The organism is Paenibacillus sp. JT22N15 (assembly GCF_059383755.1).
In genome coordinates this window covers 47223-53292 of the sequence record NZ_JBXENV010000013.1, presented here as the reverse complement: position 1 = coordinate 53292, position 6070 = coordinate 47223, and the positions used below count along the sequence as shown (strand labels likewise).

Genomic DNA, 6070 nt, shown 5'->3' with positions numbered 1-6070 from the left:
GGAATAACCCTTCTTTCCTTTGACATATTTATTCAATCTCTATTGGCTTGCGAAAAATTTCCTGCATTGTTTCAGACATAAGTGCGGAGGACTCTACAAAGGTACCCGACAAAAAATGCACATCATGGAGAAGAAACTCGAATCGCTGGATTATATTACCTTTTCTATACCGAAAGCCAAACTCCTCTTTATCAAAATGTAAAATTTTATTTAAATAAAAATAAATTGTAAATAAGGATTATTTTGATATCTCTACAAAATGCCTGTTCTCCGATTCCAGAAGGGAATCCCTTACAGTACCAACTCGATAACTTAGCCCAGCCTGCCCTCACCAAACTGCATGTACTAAAAAGACTACAACGAAAAGCCGGGGATCTTCATCCCCGGCTTTTCGTTACTTATTTTTCAATTAAAGTCAGAGTGTTCATTTATAGATAAATACTGATGTATCGGGAATTCTGATCAAGTAAAGGGACTTAATAGCGTTCCTCCTTGGCCTTAGGAGCGCAGCCGCATGATTTTCGCAAGTGAAAAATGCAGCGTTTTGGCTAGCAAATGTCGACTACACTTGCTAGCCAAAAACTTTACTGCACAATGCAGTAGTAGAAAATTCTAAAAAACAGAAAAAGCCTGATTGCTCAGGCTCTCTCCTTCATTATGGCAGTATCGCATTGCGATCAATTACTTGTTCCGCCTGCCGTAGCGACGATAAACGATCACTCCTACCAAAATAACCAGCACCAATAATGCGATACCCATCCCAATCCTGCTTGATGAGCTGCTTTCTAGATTCTGACTACTCTCCACATTCCTCTCGGATATAGGCGAAGTCAGCTGTTTAGCTGCCGATTCTTGAGCTTTAAGATCTAATTCCTTGTCCTTCAGAAAAGCCGCCATTTCCTTGCTGACTGGCGTTGTCACGGAAGGCGCGCATAGCGGATGCTCCCACTTCCCGTCCTTCTCTTTTAGAAAAAAGAGATACTCCACGCCCTCTTCACTCGGACCATTTAAAGCTCCCCAGGTCGGGTTTTCCGACGCCGAAATGGTGCGCGCTTCAATTCCCTTATAACTCTTGCTTACGGTTAGAACAATTTGGTTGTCATCGGAGAATATAGACTTAGACTGTTCATTTACTTTCGCAATCACAATGCCGTCATACCACTCATAAGCCTCAGCTGGTGTTCTCATTTGTGCGCAAGATAGCGCGGACACCTGTGATGGGAGCAGCCACAATAGCAGCAGCGACAAAATGAGCCATTTTTTCAAAGCTTACACCGCCTTTATACTACAGACGGAAAATTCAACTAAATGTTTCAAAGGTTGATGATAAAGAAGTTATGCCCTGTGAAAAGCTGCATCTTTTTAACAAGAAAGCAAGCGCTAGTTAAGCAGCCATTGTGCGCTGTGAACGCCCTTTAAAGCGTTTCAGCTCCGGCAGCAAAATGCCCGCCAGCACGACGGCGACGCCCAGCCATTGCAGCATGCTCACATGCTCATTCAATATAATTGCCGACATCGTGACAGCTACAGGAAGCTCGGCTGCGCCTAATACGCCAGCCATGCCTTCACCAATATGCGGCACTCCGATTGCGAACAGGACAGGCGGGATAAACGCCCCGAACAGCCCTAGCAGGAAACCGAATACGAGCAGCTGTCCCCATATCAAACCATTAAACAGGAACATTGGCGGGAATAAAATAAACACGAGCAGCAATCCGCCAGTAATCATCCACGCACTGCGGTAAGCCGGGTGCACGGCTGGCACCGCTTTGCCGCTAAACAAAATAAACAAGGAATAGCTCACGGCGGACAATAAGCCGAAAATAATGCCGATCCAGTTGAACTGGGCTGCGCCATCCTCCATAATGCCGGCAGCGAGAAGCGTGCCTCCGAATAATACGATCAATGCCAGCATCATAATGCCTTTAGGACGTTGGCGCTTGCTGAAAGCTTGAATCAATACGCTGATCCATGTGAATTGAAATAATAATATAATCGCCAGCGAGGCTGGAATATAACGAAGCGAATGATAATACAACAAGCCTGTTATAGCTGTGGGCATACCCGAAAGCATCAGCAACACTCTGCTTTTCCACGTCAGCTTAGAGGCAAGCGTTTTGGCAGCCTCTGCCGCTCGAGTAATTGAAGAAACTGTGTTTGGGGCTGTACGGGCTTTGCGCTGTTCCCGCCATTTTGTATAAAAAGCCAGCATCCAGGCCAAAATAAATCCCGTCAGCAGCTGCGTTCCAACTACTTCACCTAATTGGTAGCCTTGACCATATGCCAGGACTACGATTGTAGATAACACACCGTAACTAATCGCACCGAATAAAACCGTTAATAAATACTTCATTTGTGCCTTTAAACCTCCTTGATTGTCTCTCTAAACGTGCCCAGACAACACAAAAAATCCTAACCACATAGCAACGACCAATACAGCTTGATCCTTGTTATCGTAGTTAGGAAGTAAAGGCTTCCTGTAGATACCCCCGACCTGTTCTTATATCCAGCTGCAGCTGAATACGGCTTACGAGGTTATACGAAAAAATATATGGTTTGATGCCCTGCTGTCATCTGATGTTAGATCGTAATTCATTTTACATGTTACATGACAAGTAAGGTCGTGTCAATTGTTTTTCATTGAAATGTTTTGGGAGACCGCTTCCGGCTTGCTCCAGCCCCGCTTTTTATTTTTTGCAGCCGCCGTCATGCTAATGATCATGTATACGAGCAAAAAGATAATCATGACGCCAGCAGCGCAGCGATACATCGTTTCATAGCTCGTTGCTGAGGCAATAGCGCCTAACAAAATAGCACCTGTAGCTACGCCAAGATCGGTTGCATTGTAGAACATGCTGTTCACAGCTCCATGCTGCTCCGGACTTGAGCTGCGCAGCATCCAAGCTTGAATCGTTGGCTGGACAGCACCGAATCCTAGACCATACAGCAGGGCCGATACGATCAGCAGCGAAATGGAAGTTGTAAACGATAGCACCGTCAAGCTTGCAATGACACATAATGCACCAGGAATAAGTACCGCGGCATGCCCTTTGCTGTCAAACAGTTTGCCAGAAATCGGACGAACAATAATAATCGTCACCGCATTAAACAAGAAAAACAAACCGATTTGATTGATCGCAAGCTTTTCTCCGTACAAGGCGATAAAGCTTAATATTCCGCTGTATGTAATCGACAGCAGTATATTTAATAGCGCTGGAAACACGAGCTGGAAATTAAAAGGCGGCTTGCTCGCGGCAGCCCGTTTCCGCTCTTCCTGATTAAGGCGCGGAGGCTCTGGCGGAAGCGGACGAAAAACCAAAAGAATCGGGATAATCAGCAGTATAGCTGCCGTTCCCGTTATGCTTAACGCCTCGAATCCGAATTGCTTCAAAATATTAAGTCCTATCATTGGACCAATGGACATCGCAATGCTGGTGGATAAGCCAAAATAGCCAATTCCTTCGCCGATTCTTCCAGCGGGAATAATTTGCGATACGAGCGTTGGTATAATCGTACTGGCTATGCCAAAGCCAATGCCATAAAATACACGCATGATAAGCAAGGAGCCTACGGAATCTGCCGCGATATATAGGGCGGTAAATAGGGCCGCAAGCACAATGCCTGTGTACAAAATGGCCGATCGCGGCATTCTTTTCATCACAAATGCCGTCATAAAGCGCGTCAAAATCGCAGAAACAGCAAACACGCTCGTCACGAGGCTGACCGATACGTCGCTTGCCATAAAAGTGCTTTTCGTATAAGCCGTAAGCGGAGATAGAAGAAGCTGCAAATTAAAGAAAACTAAAAAAGAGCACACGGTAAGCGTAATAAATGCAGTAGTCCATAAGCGCGGGCGTTGTTCTTGAGACAGCATGCCGTTCCCCCTCATTGATGCAAAAGCAATATAGTTGTCTTAAACAATTATATTTCAGACAACTATTACTGTCAATGAAAGTGGCATGACTTGGATCGCTTGTTAGACACTGGACTGCACTCGCTAATTATCAGTAATTAATTACCTAATTCATGCATAGTTAGCTTTTTCACAAACCGATAGCCCGTAATATCAAAGCCACGGGCTTCATAAAAAGCATGAGCCTTCTTGCGCGATTCTTTAATTCCGCTCGTTAAATAGAGCGCACTTGCGCCCCTTTCCCTCGCCCATTGCTCTGTATATGCAACGAGCGCAGTGCCGATTCCGCTCCCTTGCTCCGATTGCTTTGTTACAAGCAGGCTGATTTGGACGACCATGCCATCCTCCTCATAATAGAAAATGTCACGGCAGCCAATCATCCCGACCGCTTGCCCATCTCGCACCGCAACAAACGTATAATAAGACGGAATGGAAGCTATTTTTTCCATACGGGCGCTGAGCGCTTCTTTATTCGTTGGGTAGCCCAGATCGGCCATGAGCTCGATAACTGCCTCCACATCCTGCTGCTCATATGAACGTATGAACATAGTTGATTTTCCTCCTCTGCTATCCCATAAACGATTAGGCTGCATTGTGTATAAAAGCATATTCCAGCTCCATATTCCTCGCTTCTGCTGGAACCGTCTGGCGCCGTGATGAAAGGCGCCCCAGCTCATGCTGGGCCATATGGATGGCCAGCTCTGGATCATTTTCGCTAAGCTGCATTAAAGCGGCAACTGTCTTCATATTGCCTAACAAATAGGCGGAGGCCAGCGCCCGTACATAGGTTTTCATATGCTCCTCCTGCGGCTGGGGCAGCCCATCCTGAAGCAGCTGCTGGCGCACAGCTATAAGCGCTTGCCTGGCACGGTGAAGCGCCGCTTTTACCGCCCCATCCGTCATCCCCAATATTTCCGCAGCTTCGATGCTTGAGCATCCGTATACGTCCCGCAGCATAAAAACAGCCCTTTGCGCAGCTGTCATATGCTTCACCAGCACATGAAAAACAATCTCAAGCTCGCTAGCATCTTGATTATTTATTGCGTTTCCCTGCTGATGCAAATGCAGCATTTCTCCGCTTATTTTTTGCCAGACCGCTTTTCTGCGGCTTTGGTCAATCCAGCTATTTTTGGCAATGCGCCGCAGCAGCGCTTCGGGATTCTGATGGCTGGCGGCATCTACAACGGGGCTCGCTTTCAGCCACGATTCCTGCGCCAAATCATCGGCATCCCAGCTTGAGCCTGTCAGCGAGATGCTGTACTTGCGCAGCGATACCAGCTGCTGACCGGTATATTCGTTCGGTAAGGCGGCTTTATTTTTCAAATGCATGGGACACGCTCCTCTTTACCAGATTCCGGGCGAAGACGCGGCAGAACCGTTTATTTTATAAACGAATGAAGCCCCTAATAAGATACGCGGATGAGCAAAAAAAAGCTTGCAGCGCTGCATATCCTTTTGGCCCCCGATAATCGTTTACTAAGTGAAAGCAAACATCAAACGGAATAAATGGAGGTAAACCTATGACCAATTATGTGCCTTACGTAGTGGAGCAAAGCGCGCGCGGCGAAAGATCCTATGATATTTATTCACGACTGCTGAAAGATCGCATCATCTTTCTCGGCTCAGCCATTGACGACCAACTCGCGAACAGCATCGTTGCCCAGCTGCTGTTTCTCGCGGAGGAAGACCCGTCGAAAGACATCAGCATCTATATTAATAGTCCGGGTGGCTCTACTTCAGCGGGCTTCGCCATCTATGACACGATCCAATATATTAAGCCGGATGTCAGTACGATATGTGTAGGGCTTGCAGCATCCTTCGCCGCTATTTTACTGCTTGCGGGTGCTGAAGGCAAGCGCTTTGCCCTGCCCAACAGCGAGGTAATGATCCACCAGCCGCATGGCGGCGTCCAAGGCCAAGCAAGCGATATTGCGATTTCTGCCAATCGGATTATTCGCATTAGGGAGCATCTCAACCAGATCGCCGCCACGCGAACCGGCCAGCCGCTGGAGAAAATCCAGCTGGACATGGACCGCGATTATTTCCTCTCCGCAGAGGAGGCTGTTCAATACGGCATCGTGGATCGCGTCATTACGACCTTATAAGAAAAACGCCTGACGGCGTCCTTTCTATGAGACGCCATCGTTTTGGCGAAAC

6 protein-coding genes are annotated in these 6070 nt (G+C 47.1%); 1 reads left to right on the top strand and 5 read right to left on the bottom strand.

Features of this window, described 5'->3' with window-relative positions:
- Positions 1-681: 681 nt before the first annotated feature.
- The 5 genes from AC50X8_RS23865 to AC50X8_RS23845 form a co-directional block, all read right to left on the bottom strand.
- Complete coding sequence (locus AC50X8_RS23865) at positions 682-1266, bottom strand: hypothetical protein (RefSeq protein WP_494881910.1); 585 nt, start codon at positions 1264-1266, stop codon at positions 682-684.
- 118 nt (positions 1267-1384) lie between these two features.
- A complete protein-coding gene (locus tag AC50X8_RS23860; protein ID WP_494881908.1) occupies positions 1385-2353 on the bottom strand; it encodes an EamA family transporter in 969 nt (322 codons plus the stop codon).
- A gap of 273 nt (positions 2354-2626) precedes the next feature.
- Positions 2627-3874 carry an MFS transporter gene (locus AC50X8_RS23855; protein ID WP_056037838.1) on the bottom strand — a complete coding sequence of 416 codons (1248 nt, stop codon included), beginning with the start codon at positions 3872-3874 and terminating at the stop codon, positions 2627-2629.
- A gap of 137 nt (positions 3875-4011) precedes the next feature.
- Positions 4012-4461 (bottom strand): GNAT family N-acetyltransferase, encoded by a 450-nt coding sequence (locus AC50X8_RS23850; RefSeq protein WP_063892601.1) that lies wholly within the window; start codon positions 4459-4461, stop codon positions 4012-4014.
- 34 nt (positions 4462-4495) lie between these two features.
- Positions 4496-5242 (bottom strand): RNA polymerase sigma factor, encoded by a 747-nt coding sequence (locus AC50X8_RS23845; RefSeq protein ID WP_056037841.1) that lies wholly within the window; start codon positions 5240-5242, stop codon positions 4496-4498.
- Positions 5243-5433: 191 nt separating this feature from the next.
- On the opposite strand from AC50X8_RS23845, the gene clpP reads away from it, so the two are divergent.
- Complete coding sequence (gene clpP / locus AC50X8_RS23840) at positions 5434-6018, top strand: ATP-dependent Clp endopeptidase proteolytic subunit ClpP (protein WP_056037843.1); 585 nt, start codon at positions 5434-5436, stop codon at positions 6016-6018.
- The last annotated feature ends 52 nt before the right edge of the window (positions 6019-6070 follow it).